Genomic DNA, 15023 nt, shown 5'->3' with positions numbered 1-15023 from the left:
GGTCAGTCCTTGCCTCGGTTGGGCTTGAGCCAGAACGGCACCGAAGGATCGTCACCCGACCCGCCGTTGCCGCTGCCGCGCAGCCACAGCGGCGGCGCCTCGGACGAGCGGGACGACGGCTCGTCCGAACCGAAGATCCTGGACCCCGACGACGCGCCGGACGGCCGCGGCGCGGACCCCCCGGACCGGGACCCGCCGCCGTTCCTGGACCCGCCGCCGTTCCCGGATCCGCCGCCGTTCCCGGATCCGCCACCGCCGAACAGCCCGCCGCCGGAGCCACGCGACCGCGACCCCGAGGACGGCGAGCCACCCGACCCGCCGGACGCGCCGAACCGGGAGCCCCGCGAGCCGCCCGACGACCCGTTGCGCGAGCCACCCGAACCACCACCACGCGAGGCCCATCCGCCGCCCGACCGCCCGCCGAACCAGCCACCACCGCCGCCACCGCCGCCGGAGCTCCCGCCGGAGCCGCCGGAGGTCGTGGCTCCGGCGGCCATGCCACCGGACGGGGTGCCGCCCGCCGCCGCGCCGCCGGTGCCGCCGCGGGCGCCGCCCGCCGCCGCGGGGCGCGTCCTGCCGGCCTGGCCGCCGAGGTTGAGCGGGGGCGCGGTGCCCCTGCGGGGTTCGAGCGGAGGCCGGGCGCCCGCCTTCCCGCCGTGCTGGTCGGTGTCGAGCGGCGCGGCCGCCACCGGCATCCGGGTGCCGGCCGAGACGCCCTCGCCCTCCTCGCCGCGCATCCGCGCCTGGGCGACGGCGGCGCCGGCCGCCGCGCCCGCGCCGCTGCCGGCCGCCGCCGCCCTGATGAGCGGCTCTGCCTTGCGCAGCCCCCACCGGCCGAGCTTGGCCCCGGCGACCGGCGGCAACACGTTCGCGGCCCGCTCCAGGACGGGCGAGCTCGCGGCGTCGCCGAGCATGCGGGTGGTGACCGTGTGGCCGCTCAAGGACGCGAACAGGTGCTGGAACGGACGCCGGTAGAAGAACACCGCGATCGTCAGCAGGGCCATGAACAGCACCTGGAGCCCCCAAGGCATGGCCGTGGAGATGATCAGCGCGTACCCGTAGACCAGGACGCTGAGCACGAGCGTCAGCACCGCCTGCCTGAGCAGCGTGCCGACGAGCATCTCCACCCACCGCATGGCGATGATGCGCCCGCTGCCCGGATGCACGCCGACCAGCAGGAACACCGGCCCGAGTATCAGCAGCAGCAGGAAGCCCACCTTGAGCACCAGCAGCGAGACCGCCACCAGGAAGATCAGCAACCCGGCCACCACCGCCGCGATGAGCGCGCCGACGGCCACGCCGAGCCTGCTCGACCAGTCGCGGCCGGAGAAGACGGTGTAGCGGGAGTCGTTCTTGAGCAGCTCGGCGACCTTGGCGTACTCGGCCTGGTGGGCGGCGATGTCGGGGGCGGGCTGGCCGGCCACGGCGGGGGCGATCGACTGGGTCTCCAGCATCTTGCGCCCGAAGTCGCGCACGATCGGCTGCTGCGGGTCGGCGGTGCCGAACATGCCCACCAGCCACGGCTTGCAGACCAGCGTGGACCACAGGGCGTCGGCGTTCTGGTCGACGCCGGCCGTGCCGACCTGGCCGTAACCGCCCGGTTTGACCTGCGGGTTCGTCTGGCCGGGTGGCGGCAGGCAGGACGCGCCGCCGGCGCCCGGCAGGCCGGAGAAGGCGGAGTTGACCACCTCGCCCGTCTTGTCGGTCACGACCTTGCCGAGCCCGGTGAAGTCGCCGGGCCTGCTGAAGAACCACACGGCCACGGTGACCGCGAGGACCATCCAGATCACGCCTTCGGCGGTGGTGGTGGCCCGCTTGCGGATCAGGCCGTACCAGGCGAGCCAGATCGCGCCGAGGATCACGATCGGCCGCAGGAACGGCCAGTACATGGCCTCCGACAGGTTCTGGACGATGTCGTCGACGACGTCCTTGATCGACTGGAGCGGTCCTTCCGTCGCCGCGGCCTGGTACGTCGTGATCGTCAGCCGGTCGATGGCCTTGGCCGCGGTGAAGACGCCGTTGGCCCACATGTTGCCGAGCACGGCGACGTAGTCGGAGCAGCCGAGCCCGTGGGTCTGCCAGAACTGGCCGGCCATGCCGAACTGGCCGTAGTTCGTCGTCGGGGCCTGGACGCCGCCCGCGGGAGGCGGCGGCTGGATCATGCCGTCGGTGCCGCCGCCGATCATCTCGGGGTTGAGCGGCCCCGACAGGTCACAGGGCGCCGCGGCGACGGGCGTGGAGAGACCGCCCACCACCAGCGGAATCACCAGGACGGCACTCACGAGCGCGAGCGCCAGCGCCAGTCGTCGGGATAGTCGGATCTTCATGACCGTACCTCCTGCGCCCTGCCCACGCCCCCTCGAAGATCATCATGCCCGCCACCGTCTGGTTTGTCGTGTGTCGGGTTCGTGTCGAGCCAGCGGAGCAGTTCTTCGGAGATCAGGTCTACTCCGATGCGCCCGGCTCTGCCATCCAGATCACGGAATACGCATTCGCCGTTGCCGAGCGAGCGGAGCACTGCCTTGTGCTCCTCCGACGGCTCCACGCCGAGCAGCGACATGACGTGGTCCACCTCCACCCTTTCGGTGGAACGGAACGCGAACACCGAGGACAGACAGTTGGTCACCTGCTCGTTCAGCAGGTCACCGGCGTTCTGGGAGACCAGGACGAGCGCGGTGTTCCTGGACCGGCCCATGCGGCTGACCTCGGGGACCAGCTTGGCGCCCTCCGGTGTGGAGGTGATCGCCCAGGCCTCGTCCAGGAAGATCGCTTTGGGGGCCCGCCGGTCGAGGCCGTTCATCAGCCTGCGGGCGAACTGCGAGACCAGGTAGAGCAGGGCCACCGACAGCCGCTGCTCGTAGGAGTAGTCGTCCCTGGTCGTGGCGACGTCGGGCAGCGTCAGGCCGCCCAGGGTGAACACGGTGGTCCAGCCCTCGCTGTCGATCTGGTCGCCGCCCGAGGGGTCGAAGCAGAGCCTGGCCAGGTGCATCTCCGACATCGAACGCAGCACCGCGCCCAGGTTCTTGGAGGCCGGGTCGTCGGCCTGCTCCAGGTAGTCGACCACCTTGCCCAGCGACGGGTCGGGACCGTTGGAGACCGCGGCCACGGCCTGGATCATGGCCGACTCGCGCTCCTCCGACATGCGGGGCAGCAGCAGCCGCAGCGTCTCGGTCGCCATGGTCTTCTTCGCCGCGATGTCGTCGCCGAAGGAGAACGGGTCGAGCAGCCCCGGCGCCGCCGAACCCAGCGGGATCACCCGGGCCTTGCGCCCGCGCTTCTCCAGGAGCTGGACCAGCGACTCGGCGTCGCCCTTCGGGTCGATCACCGCGACCGTGACCCCGCGCAACGCCATCTGGTAGATCATCAGCAGCGCGAGCGTGGTCTTGCCGCCGCCCGGCTCCCCGGTGATCGCGATGGCGGTCGGCCGGTTGCGGCTCGCGGCCAGCAGCGGGTCGAAGTGCACGATGCTGCGCGCCCTGCCGACCGTCTCCCCGATGTAGGGCCCGAGCCAGCCCTCGCTGCCGTCGTCGAGCCGGTCGCCGAGGTCGACGGTGGCCGTGGCCATGCCGCCCGCGATCGTCCGCAGCGGCTGGCGCTGGGCGTAGGCGTTGACGCGCACCTTCTCGCCCGGCAGCGCCTCGCAGAACAGCGAGAACTGGTCGCCGGTCGAGTTCACCACGTCGATGCCCATGTCGCGGTAGTGCTCGACGACTGCCTCGACCCGCTGCACGCAGATGTCCTCCGTGGGGGCCGAGACGATCAGGCGGTGCCAGCCGTACACGAAGGGCAGCCGTTCCTTGGTGATGCCGTGTTCGAGCATGCGGGCCGCGTCGATCTGCTCGGCCAGCGCGATCGGCGCCTCGGCGCCCGCCTCGCGGATGTGGTGGTCCATGTCGCGGGCGTGGGCCAGCTTGCGCGCGACGTCCTTCGACGCCTTGACCGGCGGGATCAGCCGCATCCTGGACGAGATCTCCACCGGGAAGGGCAGCTGGTCGGCGAAGTGCATCCACGGCTCGCCGTCGGGGAACGGCATGAGGTCGGGGAAGCGGGCGAACGACAGGTGGGCCACGTACGAGTCGCCCTGCGGCTGCACGATCCGCAGCAGCGACCTGCCGTTGTGGATCTCACCCTCGACCAGCGACTCGATCTCGCCCTTGCCCCAGCGCCGCTTCGGGCTGGCCGAGGGCGGCGGGTCGCCGACCGCTCCGGCGGCGGAGTGCTGGAACAGCCAGGCCACCTCGACGGACGTGGCGTGCCTGGCGTACAGGGCGCTGGAGGCCAGGGCCCGGCCCAGCCGTTCGGCCGACTCCGTCCAGCGGCTGATCTCGCTGTCCGGGACGTGGTCGTCCTCCATGCCGAGCGCCTTCTCGGTCTTCTGGTAGAAGCCGAGGAGCTGGGCGAGCACGCCGCTGCCGAGCTGCTTGCCGCGCGGCCCGAGCCGGACGCCCAGGTAGACCTCCTTCGACCAGAAGTCCTTCGCCCAGACGTGCCGGTACATCTCCTCCAGGTAGTCGCGCCAGCCCGGCCCCTCGTCGGAGGTGGCGTTGAGCGCCATCGCCCACTCGGCCGCCGGGTAGGTGCGGTGCGCGACCCGCAGGTGCACCTCGGCGTCGGGCATCCTGATCGCGGCCAGCGCGATCGTGACGTTGGTGGCCAGCGCCTCGCGCTCCTCCGGCGTGACGAACTCGTAGCTGACCGTCGGAAGCCGGAAGTACGCCCACGCGCAGGTGTCCGTGAGCAGGATGCGGTCGTCGAAGTAGCGGACCGCGAGACGCTGGTGCGCTCGGGACGCCCTGCTCATGCCGCCCCCTCGGCGCATGAACGGGCCAGACCTGCTCGCATGTTCACTTAACGCTCACCGATTCTCGTGCCCGGGGGGTCACTCGCCAACTCCTCTTCGCTCGGTCGGACGGCCTGTCCGTGTGCCTGTACCGCGAAGCCTGCAACCACGACGCCGGCGAGGGCGAGGTAGGCCCGCCGTCCGGCCGCGCGCAACTGACCGGGGTCGACGATCTCCGCGCCGCCGGGCGCCAGTCCGTCCTCCCACGGGACCCTGACGATGGCCCGGCATCTGCCTCTGGCCACCGCCTCCGCCTGCTCGACGTCGGCCATCGACCGCCTGCTCACGCCGTTGACGACCATCACCGCGCGCCTGCGCAGCTCGCCGCAGCCGTGCCCGTCGAGCCATTCGTACGTCATCGCCACCGCCTCGGCCGCCTCCTCGCTCGCCGGGACCACCAGCACGAGCTGGTCGGCGTACGGCAGGATGCGGGCCGCGAGCGCGGCGGCCGGGTCGATGACCGACAGCTTGTAGTGGCGGTCGAGCAGGCGCATCGACTCGCCCAGGCGGTGGTCGGAGAAGAAGCTGCGGTCGGCGAGCCGCTGCTCGGCGCCCGCGTCGGTGTCGGCCGAGATCACCTCAAGGCCGGAGGAGGTGCGGGTGGTGAAGCCCCGCATCGTCAGGTAGCCGCTGACCTGGTCGAGGCCGGACAGCAGCGACGTGAGGGTCTCCGGCGTCTCGGGCTCGATCCTGCTGGTCAGCGTGGTGCCGCCGGTGTTGGCGTCGACGGCGACGATCCGGTCGTCGCGGTAGGTGGCGAAGGTGTGGCCGAGCATGAGCGCCGTCGTGGACTGGCCCGCGCCGCCGGTGCAGCCGAGCACCACGATGCGCCGGCTGCCGCCGAACACGGCCCTGGCCCTGGCCTCGTCGATCTCGGACCCGTCGGTGCGCACGCCGCCGCCGCCCACCACGACCTGGGCGATCCGGCGCCATCCGCCGGAGTCCCGGCCCACCACGGACTCGACCCTGCGCACCCGCCCTTCGGCGGGCCTGCCGCCTTCACCGGGCCTGGGCACCGGCACGGGCGCCACGAACCCACCAACCCTGTCCCCTGGCCGGCCGCCGGACCTGTCCGCCGGCCTGCTGCCGGCCCCGTCCCCAGGCCGGCCGCCGGCGGGGCGCTGCCGCGCGTCACCGGAAACCTCCACGGCAGCCGCCCTCTGCTCGGTGGCGGCATCCTCATCCTCGGCGGGGACTTCGGCGGAGGCTTCGGCGGCGGCCTCATGTGCGGTTTCGAAGGGCCGTTCGGCGTCGGGAGCGGCGGGCGCCGGAGCGTCCGTGCCGGCGGCAGGAGCGGTCTCCTCGACGGGAACGCCTTCGCCTGCCGACTCGCCCTCGGCCTCGGCCGTCGGGACACCTGCGCCGGTCGGCCTCCCCGCGTCCGGAGGCGCGCTTTCTCCTACGTGCGTGCTTTCTTTCAGATGCACGCTTTCTCCCGCGTGCGTGCCCTCGCCCGCATGCCCGGCTTCGCCCCCGTGGCCGGGTTCGGCCGGGGGTGAGGTGTCGGTGGGGGGCTGAGAGGTGGGGATCTGGTCCTCAAGGCGGAGGGACGGGCCGGAGAAGGGCTTGGCGTCGGGGTCGACCGGGGGCCAGGAACGCTGCGCGCCCAGGATCACCGTCCCGGGCGCGACCCGCGGCGGCTGCCCCTTCCTGTGCTGGTCGCGGGCGATCGTGGTGTCGTCCTCGCGGCCCGCGCCTTCGGGACGCCCGGTGACGCCCTGGCGACGCTCGTCGGTGCTCTCACGACGTCCGGTGACGTCGTCGCGGCGCTCTGTGGCGCCGCGCTCGCCTTCCACGCGCGCCGCCTCACCGGGCGCGTCGGCGGTGGCGGCGAGCCGGCGCAGCCGGCGCAGCGCCTCGGTGTCGATCGGCTTGCCGGCCACGGGCTTGAGCCCCTCCGCCGACCGGCTCGGCACGACCGCCCCACGGCCACCCTGCACCTCGCCCACATCGGCGTCCGCACGCTCCCCCGACACCGTGCCGGAGTCCGCAAGCCCACCCGACACCGTGCCGGAGTCCGCACGCTCAGCCACCGCCCTGCTGGAGTCCGTACGCTCTCCCGACGCCCTGCTCGTGGAGCTACGGCGCTCGCTCGGGTGCGCCTCCTCCGAGGCGGCTCGCTCCTCCGGAACGGCGGGCTCGGGAACGGCGGCCTCGTGGCCGGGCGCGTCCCCTGGCTGGGCCGCGGCGTCGCGTTCGGGGCGGTGGTCAGGGGCGGCGCGGCGGGGACGGGCCGGGAGGGCGCCGCCGGTGAGCTCGCGGCTGGCCAGCTCTCCGGCGGCGACGTCGTGCTCGACCGGCGGCAGCGCCGGTCCGTTCTCATCCCCCGGGACCAGGACCATCGGCACGTCCCGGCCGAACGCGGGGGCGGTACGGCGGGCCTGCGGCGCCAGCGCGGGCGCCGTGCCTCGCCTGGTCCGCGACCCCCACCCGGTACGCGCCTCCGCCACCGGCGCCTGCTGGGCGGCCGCCGCCGCGGCGGCCACGGCCGGACGGACCTGGCGCGGACCGGTGATCCGCTGCCCCTCACGCTTGCGCTGCGGCTGGCGGGACTTGCGCGCCGCCTTGGCCTTGACCCGGACCGGAGTGGTACGCCAGATGCGCCCCGAGAACGTGACCGCCTCGGGCTCGGAGGTGGGGGCGAGCCGGTACCAGGCCTTGGGCTGGCCCAGGTAGCGCAGCTGGGACTCCAGAAGCTCGGTGAGCCGCTTCCCCTCGATGACGGGACGCGTGGACAACCACGTCACGATCCCCGGCGGGACCAGGAACAACACGTGCCACGGCATGGCCACCGGCACGCCCACCAGGATCAGCAGGAGCGACCACGGCACGAACACCCCGACGAACACGCCGATCCAGACGATGGGGAGCGGCATCGGGAGGCGAAGGTCGTAGAGCTTGTAGAGCCGCTTCTCGATGCGCCAGATGTTCGTATACGTGGGCAGGTCCACGCAGTCCTCCTCTCCACCCGCTCGTACATGACCGCCCTGGAGCGGTCTCAACCCTTTACTTGATGCCGAGAGCGCCCGCGATCGCCTTCGCCGTCACCTCGATGATGTTGGGAACGTAGAAGATCACTCCGATGGCCACAGCCAGGATGAGGAACTGGACGAAACGCGTGATCTCGCGGGTGAAGAGGAAGAAGAGCGCGACCACGGAGACGACTACCAGGAACAACGGGGCAAAGAAGGCACGCAGGAAGTTGGCGAGCCCTCCAGTGTCAATGCCGGTCGGCGACGGCGACGGCGACATTTCGATCAAGGTGAGCACTACGGTCTTCAACGTCACTTCTTGTCCTCCCGGGGGGTACCGAACAACAGCGCGGTCGTGCGTCTATCCAACGGCCCGACCAGCGCCGCGGATGTCGGCGACGTACCACTTGTCGCCCTGCTTCTCCACGGTGAGGCGGTAGGCCTGCTCCAGCCGCCCGCCGACGGCGGCCGGGTCGGTGGCGCTCGGCGTGGCCGGAGCGTCGCCGTTGGGCACGATCCACACCACGACCGCCTGGATCTCTCGGGTGGCACCCCCCACAGGCACCACGATGTCCTTCAGCTCCGCGAAGGTGAAGGCGCTGCCGAAGCTCGGCAGGTTCTTCCCGGCGGCCACGTAGCGCTGCAACCCGGCGGTGTCGCCGGAGGCGTAGTCCTTGAAGAAGCCCTCCAGTTGCGGCTTGAGCTCGGCCGCCGCCGCGTCGTCGGTCTCCGGCTTGGCCAGCTGCGGCAGGTCGGCGGGGGCCGGCGCGGGAAGGATCGCCGGACGGCCCGCGACGACGAACCGCCTGCCGTTGTCGTCGCCGGAGTAGTAGATCGGGACCGACAGCATGAGCCGGCGAGGCCCGGACTGGAAGGCCACGCTCACCACGGCGTTCTGGGCGTCGGTCGCCTCGATGTCGTACGGCTGGATCGCGACGGCGGCCATCTTGCCGAAGCCGTCCCACCACATCTGCGCGTCCATGCCCTCGGCCAGGAACGCGGCGAGCTTCCTGGTCCGGCTGGCCGCGTCTTCCGGGCTGAAATTCAGATAGACCCCCGCGAACTGGGCGGCGAAAGCCATGCCCTGGTCGGCGGGGAATCCCTTGTGCGCCACGGCGGCGCCATTCGTCGTCGTGGGCTCTTGCTGGGTAAACCGCTCAAATGGGGCACGAATCCCATTCACCACGATAACCACAATAAGCGCCCAGAGAATGATGCGGCCGGCCCAGACCAGCCACCGTCCGCCGCCACCGGACCAGCCGCCCCGACGCGGCCTGCGCGAGGGCGGCGCGTCGAAGTCAGCCATGTCCGGGCGCGCGGAAAGCTCGGGCTCGCCAGCGATCCGAGGATCGTGCTGGACGGTAGACCTACGAGCCATCACGCCTCCGCTCGCGCCGATCCCCCCGGTTGGCGCGGTGTCGTCCGTTGCCGATCCCCATCATCCGCGGTGAAGTAGTCACCCTATCCGGTCCCGCCATTCTTCCAGGAAAGCCACGCCCATGCTGCAGGCATGACCGCCCTGACGGCAAACCGGATCCGTATGGCAGACGTCAGCGCCGCTTCCCGTCACTTACTGGCGGAATCACCATTTGACCAGGCCAGACGCCCATTTCCGCCTAGCGCGGCAGACATGGATTCCTGTCCAAAACAGGCATAGATGCTCACGACCTGCGCATTTGGCATGAGAGGAGGACAGAGGGTGTTACGCACCACTTCTGGGGGTAGGACAGCCTCGGCTCAGGCGGGCTCGGGGTCCTGGCTCGCGCGTGCCCGGCGACGGCTGTGCAGGTCGACGACCGTGGGCGACACCGCGCGCTCCAGCGACCCCCGCAGGTCGGCGAGCATCGAGGCGGCGTCCCGCTCACGCATGCGGCTGGCCAGCTCGTTGCGTTCGTCGACCTTCCTGCGCAGGTACGCCTCACGGTTGACGCGCAGCCCGTACATGAGCTCGACCCTGATCAGGGCCAGCTCCTCCTCCAGGCTGATGCCCGCGAGGGTGGGCGCCGGACGTCGTTTCCGGATGATGCGTCGGATCATGAGGGCCTCCCGAGTCAGCGTGAACGCCGTGACGATTCGACGCGTAGGGACCCAAAGTGGTTGACGCGTCAGTTGTCCCGGAATCACATAATCCCGGCAGGGCCTGCGCGTTCGTCATCCGGACGATGGGCTTTCGACGGCGATCCGCCGGTAACCTAGCGTAGCGAAAGTTAGCCCACCGTGATTGGACTGATGTGATGCGTCGCCTCGCCGCCGCCCTCCTGCCCGCCGCCGCGCTCGCCGCGTTCGCCCTCTGCGCGCCCTCCCCGGCCACCGCCGCGCCCTCCTGGGTCACCGACAGCGAGTGCACCGAGGCGGGCGGCAAGGTCGCCCCCGTCGGCCGCGGCAAGGCCGTGTGCCAGGGCGGCACGTACGCGAACGAGATGATCCACTTCGACAAGAAGCCCGCCGTCAAGGGCGGCGGGGGCCCGCTCAGCGGTGGCGGCCCGCTCAGTGGCGGCCCCGCGGCCCTGCTCGGCGGGCTGCTCGGATAGCGCGGGCCGGCGGATCAGACGTTGAAGCGGAACTCCACCACGTCGCCGTCGCGCATGACGTAGTCCTTGCCCTCGATGCGGGCCTTGCCCGCGGACCGGGCGCTGGCGATGGAGCCCACTTCGACCAGGTCGTCGAAGGAGACCACCTCGGCCTTGATGAAGCCGCGCTGGAAGTCGGTGTGGATCACGCCGGCCGCCTCGGGCGCCGTGGCGCCCTTGCGGATCGTCCAGGCCCTGGTCTCCTTCGGGCCGGCGGTCAGGTAGGTCTGCAGGCCCAGCGTCTCGAAGCCGACCCGGGCGAGCTGACGCAGGCCCGACTCCTCCTGGCCGACCGACTGGAGCAGCTCCAGGGCCTCCTCCTCGTCGAGCTCGACCAGCTCGGACTCGATCTTGGCGTCGAGGAAGACGGCCTCGGCGGGCGCGACGAGGGCCGACAGCTGCTCCTTGAGCGCGGTGTCGGTCAGCTCGTCGGCGTCGAGGTTGAAGACGTAGAGGAAGGGCTTGGCGGTGAGCAGGTGGAGCTCGCGCAGCTCCTCCCGGTCGAGGCCGCTCTCGAAGATGGTCTTGCCGGTCTCCAGGACGGCCAGCGCGGCCTCGGCGGCCTCCAGCGCGGCCTTCTTGTCCTTGTTGTTGCGCGCCTCCTTCTGCAGGCGCGGCACGGCCTTCTCGACCGTCTGCAGGTCGGCCATGATCAGCTCGGTGTTGATGGTCTCGATGTCCCGCTTGGGGGAGATCTCACCGTCGACGTGCGTGACGTCGGGGTCGCCGAAGACGCGGATGACCTGGCAGATCGCGTCGGTGTCGCGGATGTTGGCGAGGAACTGGTTGCCCCTGCCCTGCCCCTCCGAGGCGCCCTTGACCAGGCCCGCGATGTCGACGAACTCCACCTTGGCGGGCAGGATGCGGGCTGAGCCGAAGATCTCGGCCAGCTTGGGCAGGCGGTCGTCGGGCACGCCCACGATCCCCACGTTGGGCTCGATGGTGGCGAACGGGTAGTTCGCCGCGAGTGCGTTGCCGGTCTTGGTCAGCGCGTTGAAGAGCGTGGACTTACCGACGTTGGGCAGGCCGACGATGCCGATGGAAAGGCTCACGGACAGCGAGTTTACTTGCTGAGCAGGTGCAGGCAGGTCACCGGACGATAGGTCCCGGGCGCCGCGCGCAGGTAACGCTGGACGCCGGCCGGGCAGGCCGCGGGCGTGGTCTCGAAGGAGACGACGCGGGCCCAGGCCGCGGACGAGTCGCAGGCGGCCCTGGTCACGGCCGATCTGGCGACGACGTCGGCGGCCGGTCTGGCCACGCACGCGCCCGCGGCGAGCACCTGACCGCCGGGCCCCAGGCAGACGACCTCCGCTCCGCTTTCGAGCGTGTCCAGGGTGGCCGAGGGGCATTCGCCGGCGGTCGAGGCGATCGCGATGGATCTGCCGTACCAGCCGGTGCCCGCGCACGGGCGTTCCCGGCCGTCGAGGGCCACGCAGTCGCCGGGCCTGAGCACGCCGCCGCCACCGCCGGGCACGCCGGCGTGCGGTCCCAGGAAGGTCCGTACGCAGGCGGTGCGGCCCAGGCCGATGCGCAGCACGTCGTCGGTGTCGTCGGGGCAGTCGGCGGGCCGCGGCGGGTCGTGGGCGATGGTCAGCACCTCGAAGTCGCCGCCGTTGCAGGGGATCAGCGCGTAGCGGTCGGTGACGCAGGCGCCGGGCGTCCAGCGCAGGGTCGGGCGGGTGGCCGCCGGCACCTCGGCCCCGGGACCGGTGATCACGGCTCCGGCCAGGGCGATCAGGGCGACCGACGCCGCGGACACGGCGACGGCGAGCCTCGTACCGGTAGCCATTCCAATACTGTGCGTGACGGATCGGTCGGCGCACAAGCGGATTCCGCAAGCGTGTCGGGAAGATCCAGACGCGATGTGCTGCAATCATCGTTGGAGTGGATGTCGTCTCGCTGCTCATCGGACTCGCCCTCGGACTCCTCGTCGGCTTCCTGGTCGCCAGGACCCGCGCGGCGGTGCGGGTGGCCGAGGCCGACGCGCGGGCCAGGTCGGCCGCCGAGAAGCTGGTCTACGTCGAGGAACAGCTCGCCGAACGGTTCCAGGCCCTGTCCACGCGCGCCCTCGACGTCAACAACGTGCGTTTCCTCGAACTGGCCGAGACCCGGCTGTCGGCCAGCCGCGCCGAGGCCGCCGGCGATCTCGACCAGCGCAGGCAGGCCGTCGAGCACCTGGTCGAGCCGCTGAAGGACGCGCTCGCGCGGGTCGAGTCGCAGCTTCGCGACACCGAGGCCGGGCAGCGGGCGGCGCGGGCGGAGCTGGTCAAGCAGATGGAGTTCGTGCAGCAGAGCAACGAGCAGCTGCGCTCGCAGACGACCGCGCTGGTCAGGGCCCTGCAACGGCCCGAGGCGCGCGGACGGTGGGGTGAGCTGCAGCTGCGCCGGGTGGCCGAGATCGCCGGGATGCAGCGCCACTGCGACTTCGAGGAGCAGGTCGTCGAGGGCGCGATGCGTCCCGACATGGTGATCAGGCTGGCCGGCGGCAAGAACATCGTGGTCGACTCCAAGGTCTCGCTCGCGGCCTACCTGGAGGCGGCCGAGGCGGGCGACGAGTCGCTGGCCACCGTCCGGCTCGACGCGCACGCCAGGCATGTGCGCGAGCACGTCGACCGGCTGGCGGCCAAGGCGTACTGGCAGGGGTTCAACCCCTCGCCGGAGTTCGTGGTGCTGTTCATCCCGGGCGAGGCGTTCCTCGCGCCCGCGCTCGAACGCGACCCCTCGCTGCTGGAGTACGCCATGGCGCGGCGGGTGCACATCGCCACCCCGACGACGCTGATCACGATGCTGCGCACCGCCCACTACGCCTGGCAGCAGGCCGCGCTGAGCGAGAACGCGCGGGCGGTGTTCGAGCTGGGCAAGGAGCTGTACGAGCGGCTGTCGTCCCTCGGCAGGAACGTGGAGTCGCTGGGCAAGGCGCTGACGCGGGCGGTGGAGGCGTACAACAAGTCGGTCGGTTCGCTCGAAAGCCGCGTCCTGGTCACCGCACGCAAACTTAACGATCTGGGCGTCGTGGACGGCGACCTGGACGCCCCGGACATGCTCGAAGGGCTGCCGAGACCCCTGGCCTCGCCCGAACTGCTCGAAACCACGTCTCTGATTTCGCACTCGAACGGTAAGTTGGCAGGCGGGTCGCCGTAAACGGGGGTGGGACAGTGGCAGAGAAGGGCAGGCGTTCTGGCGTCAGGCTGACCGCTCGCGGCGCCATCGCGCTCACCTTGGTCGCCACCCTGGCGGGCTATGTCCTGACCGCGGTGCTCGGCCTGTCCTACCTGGTGGGGGCCGCGTTCGTGGCGTCGAGCCTGCTCGGCGTGCTGCTGGTCAACAAGCGCGAGCTGCTGTCGCTGGTGGTCACGCCGCCGCTGGTGTTCTTCTGCGCGACGCTCTTCGTCGAGCTCGGGCGCGCCTTCGGCTCGGTGTCGATCATGCAGTCGCTGGCCCTCGGCCTGTACGGCTCGCTGACCCGCGGCGCCCCCTGGCTGTTCGCCGGCTCGGCGGTCGTGCTGGCCGTCGCCTGGCGGCGCGGCCTGCGCGACAACGTGCGGGAGCTGCGCGAGGAGCTGAAGGCGGGCGCGGAGATGCCGCGCCCGCGCCAGCCGTTCGTGCCCGAGCCGGAGGGCTACTTCGAGCCCAAGGTCTACGGCACCCCGCGCGGCGACGACTAGCCGACGCGAAGGTCCTTGCGCAGCTCGTGCGGGAGCGCGAAGCGCATGCTCTCCTGCACCGACTCGACCTCGCGCACGTCGCCGAAGCCGTGGCCGGCCAGCCGCGCGAGCACCTCGTCGACCAGTTCCTCCGGCACCGACGCGCCGCTGGTCACGCCGACCGTGGTGACGCCGTCGAGCCATTCGTCCTGGATGAAGCCGGCGTTGTCCACCAGGTACGCGGCCTCGGCGCCGTAGTCCTTGGCCACCTCGACCAGGCGCTTGGAGTTGGACGAGTTCTCCGACCCCACCACGATCACGAGCTGGGCCTCGGCGGCGATCTCCTTGACCGCGACCTGCCGGTTCTGGGTGGCGTAGCAGATGTCGTCGCTCGGCGGGTCGAGCAGGGTGGGGAAGCGCTCCTTGAGGCGGGCGACCGTCTCGGTGGTCTCGTCGACCGACAGGGTGGTCTGCGACAGCCACACGAGCTTGTCGGGGTCCTTCACCTGGACCTTCTCCACCGAGTCGAGGCCGTCGACGAGCTGGATGTGGTCGGGGGCCTCGCCCGAGGTGCCCTCGACCTCTTCGTGGCCTTCGTGCCCGATGAGCAGGATGTCGTAGTCCTGGGCGGCGAACCGCTTGGCCTCGTTGTGCACCTTGGTGACCAGCGGGCAGGTGGCGTCGATCGTGCGCAGGCCCCGCTGCCTGGCCTCCTCGTGCACGGCCGGCGAGACGCCGTGGGCCGAGAACACCACGATCTCGCCCTCGGGCACCTCCTCGGTCTCCTCGACGAAGATGGCGCCCCTGGCCTCCAGCGTCCTGACGACGTGGGTGTTGTGCACGATCTGCTTGCGGACGTAGACCGGCGCGCCGTACTGCTCCAAAGCCTTCTCGACCGCTACCACGGCTCGATCGACTCCGGCACAGTAGCCGCGCGGCTTGGCTACGAGTACTCGGCGGGAAGTGGGGGTCTGGGGCTCCATACTTCTTATGCTAC

General features: G+C 71.4%; 12 protein-coding genes. 3 read left to right on the top strand and 9 right to left on the bottom strand.

What is annotated here, in order from left to right; all coding sequences use genetic code 11:
- Positions 1 to 2: 2 nt before the first annotated feature.
- The 6 genes from ACFYYW_RS26560 to ACFYYW_RS26535 form a co-directional block, all read right to left on the bottom strand.
- The gene (locus tag ACFYYW_RS26560) at positions 3 to 2327 is read right to left on the bottom strand and encodes a type IV secretion system protein (RefSeq protein WP_387652406.1); all 2325 of its coding nucleotides are present in this window, start codon (positions 2325 to 2327) and stop codon (positions 3 to 5) included.
- Positions 2324 to 4801 (bottom strand): ATP-binding protein, encoded by a 2478-nt coding sequence (locus ACFYYW_RS26555; protein WP_352327917.1) that lies wholly within the window; start codon positions 4799 to 4801, stop codon positions 2324 to 2326. Before ACFYYW_RS26555 ends, ACFYYW_RS26560 begins: the two co-directional genes overlap by 4 nt.
- 47 nt (positions 4802 to 4848) lie before the next feature.
- Positions 4849 to 7791: a TcpE family conjugal transfer membrane protein gene (locus ACFYYW_RS26550; RefSeq protein WP_387652404.1), complete on the bottom strand. Its 2943-nt coding sequence runs from the start codon at positions 7789 to 7791 to the stop codon at positions 4849 to 4851.
- A gap of 55 nt (positions 7792 to 7846) precedes the next feature.
- Positions 7847 to 8092, bottom strand: a complete 246-nt coding sequence (locus ACFYYW_RS26545) for a hypothetical protein (protein WP_352325464.1) — start codon at positions 8090 to 8092, stop codon at positions 7847 to 7849.
- Between the two features lie 81 nt (positions 8093 to 8173).
- Entirely contained in the window at positions 8174 to 8926 is a 753-nt protein-coding gene (locus ACFYYW_RS26540) for a conjugal transfer protein (protein WP_352325460.1), read from the bottom strand.
- 623 nt (positions 8927 to 9549) lie between these two features.
- A complete protein-coding gene (locus ACFYYW_RS26535) occupies positions 9550 to 9849 on the bottom strand; it encodes a hypothetical protein (RefSeq protein WP_352325459.1) in 300 nt (99 codons plus the stop codon).
- Positions 9850 to 10046: 197 nt separating this feature from the next.
- Between ACFYYW_RS26535 and ACFYYW_RS26530 the strand changes: the two genes are divergently transcribed.
- Positions 10047 to 10343 (top strand): hypothetical protein, encoded by a 297-nt coding sequence (locus tag ACFYYW_RS26530; RefSeq protein ID WP_352325458.1) that lies wholly within the window; start codon positions 10047 to 10049, stop codon positions 10341 to 10343.
- A 14-nt stretch (positions 10344 to 10357) separates the two neighbouring features.
- On the opposite strand, the gene ychF is transcribed toward ACFYYW_RS26530, so the two are convergent.
- Both ychF and ACFYYW_RS26520 read right to left on the bottom strand, forming a co-directional pair.
- A complete protein-coding gene (ychF, locus tag ACFYYW_RS26525; RefSeq protein WP_352325457.1) occupies positions 10358 to 11434 on the bottom strand; it encodes a redox-regulated ATPase YchF in 1077 nt (358 codons plus the stop codon).
- Between the two features lie 11 nt (positions 11435 to 11445).
- Positions 11446 to 12171 carry a hypothetical protein gene (locus ACFYYW_RS26520; RefSeq protein ID WP_387652401.1) on the bottom strand — a complete coding sequence of 242 codons (726 nt, stop codon included), beginning with the start codon at positions 12169 to 12171 and terminating at the stop codon, positions 11446 to 11448.
- Positions 12172 to 12266: 95 nt separating this feature from the next.
- Here ACFYYW_RS26520 and ACFYYW_RS26515 point away from each other — a divergent pair, with 95 nt between their 5' ends.
- A complete protein-coding gene (locus ACFYYW_RS26515) occupies positions 12267 to 13523 on the top strand; it encodes a DNA recombination protein RmuC (protein WP_387652399.1) in 1257 nt (418 codons plus the stop codon).
- Between the two features lie 14 nt (positions 13524 to 13537).
- Positions 13538 to 14047, top strand: coding sequence for a DUF6542 domain-containing protein (locus tag ACFYYW_RS26510; protein WP_352325454.1), 510 nt, complete (start codon positions 13538 to 13540; stop codon positions 14045 to 14047).
- Here the strand turns inward: ACFYYW_RS26510 and ACFYYW_RS26505 are convergent.
- On the bottom strand, positions 14044 to 15009 hold the full coding sequence (locus tag ACFYYW_RS26505) for a 4-hydroxy-3-methylbut-2-enyl diphosphate reductase (RefSeq protein WP_352325453.1): 966 nt from the start codon (positions 15007 to 15009) through the stop codon (positions 14044 to 14046). The two genes, ACFYYW_RS26510 and ACFYYW_RS26505, sit on opposite strands and share 4 nt — an antisense overlap.
- Positions 15010 to 15023: the final 14 nt, after the last annotated feature.

This window comes from Nonomuraea sp. NPDC001831 (assembly GCF_042892035.1).
Lineage (GTDB): Bacteria > Actinomycetota > Actinomycetes > Streptosporangiales > Streptosporangiaceae > Nonomuraea.
Note: the sequence above shows the minus strand (reverse complement) of the source record. Positions and strands in the feature narration are given on the sequence as shown.

What these genes read in the sequence shown, in the direction of transcription:
- ACFYYW_RS26505 (WP_352325453.1), bottom strand. Translation starts at nt 15,009, where the DNA reads ATGGAGCCCCAGACCCCCACTTCCCGCCGAGTACTCGTAGCCAAGCCG.
- ACFYYW_RS26520 (WP_387652401.1), bottom strand. Translation starts at nt 12,171, where the DNA reads ATGGCTACCGGTACGAGGCTCGCCGTCGCCGTGTCCGCGGCGTCGGTC.
- ACFYYW_RS26530 (WP_352325458.1), top strand. Translation starts at nt 10,047, where the DNA reads ATGCGTCGCCTCGCCGCCGCCCTCCTGCCCGCCGCCGCGCTCGCCGCG.
- ACFYYW_RS26535 (WP_352325459.1), bottom strand. Translation starts at nt 9,849, where the DNA reads ATGATCCGACGCATCATCCGGAAACGACGTCCGGCGCCCACCCTCGCG.
- ACFYYW_RS26560 (WP_387652406.1), bottom strand. Translation starts at nt 2,327, where the DNA reads ATGAAGATCCGACTATCCCGACGACTGGCGCTGGCGCTCGCGCTCGTG.
- ACFYYW_RS26545 (WP_352325464.1), bottom strand. Translation starts at nt 8,092, where the DNA reads ATGTCGCCGTCGCCGTCGCCGACCGGCATTGACACTGGAGGGCTCGCC.
- ACFYYW_RS26555 (WP_352327917.1), bottom strand. Translation starts at nt 4,801, where the DNA reads ATGAGCAGGGCGTCCCGAGCGCACCAGCGTCTCGCGGTCCGCTACTTC.